The organism is Mesorhizobium sp. M7A.F.Ca.CA.004.06.1.1, from assembly GCF_003999135.1.
GTDB lineage: Bacteria > Pseudomonadota > Alphaproteobacteria > Rhizobiales > Rhizobiaceae > Mesorhizobium.
Map to the genome: position 1 here is coordinate 1 of NZ_RZPQ01001344.1, position 677 is coordinate 677.

At 65.7% G+C, this 677-nt stretch carries 1 pseudogene; it reads right to left on the bottom strand.

Annotation, left to right across the window (positions count from 1 at the left end):
• Window positions 1-677, bottom strand: a pseudogene (locus EN906_RS36220) (NAD(P)-binding protein); the annotation flags it as partial.

Consider the following 677-nt stretch of genomic DNA (forward strand, 5'->3'; position numbering starts at 1 on the left):
GGCCATGATGTCCCAACTCGAGGTGACAAGGTTGTCGCCTGATGTCAGCGGCGGGTTCTGCGGCAGGCCGCCGGTAGCGACCACCACCACATCGGGCGACAGCGCCAGGACATCGTCTTTTTCCGCCCAGGTGTCGTAGCGGATCTCGACGCCGAGCCGGTCGAGTTCGGCCAGCCGCCAGTCGATGATGCCGATCAGCTCCTTGCGGCGCGGGTTCTGCGTCGCCAATCGCACCTGGCCGCCGGCCTGGCTCGATGCTTCAAGCACCATCACCTTGTGGCCGCGCTCAGCCGCGACCCGCGCAATCTCCAGTCCGCCGGCGCCGGCTCCGACGACCACGATTTTCTGCTTCGGTCCTTCGGTCTTGACGATGATATGCGGGATTTCGGCCTCGCGGCCGGTCGCGGCATTGTGGACGCAAAGCGCTTCGCCGCCCTCATAGATGCGATCGAGACAATAGGTGGCGCCCACGCACGGGCGGATCTCATGCTCGCGCCCCTCCATCACCTTTTTGATGATGTGCGGATCGGCGATATGGGCGCGGGTCATGCCGACCATGTCGAGCTTGCCGGTGGCGATGGCGTGGCGTGCGGTGGCCACGTCGGATATGCGCGCCGCGTGGAAGGTCGGGAATTTCGTCGCCGCCCTCACCCTCCGGCGAAATCGAGATGCGGCGA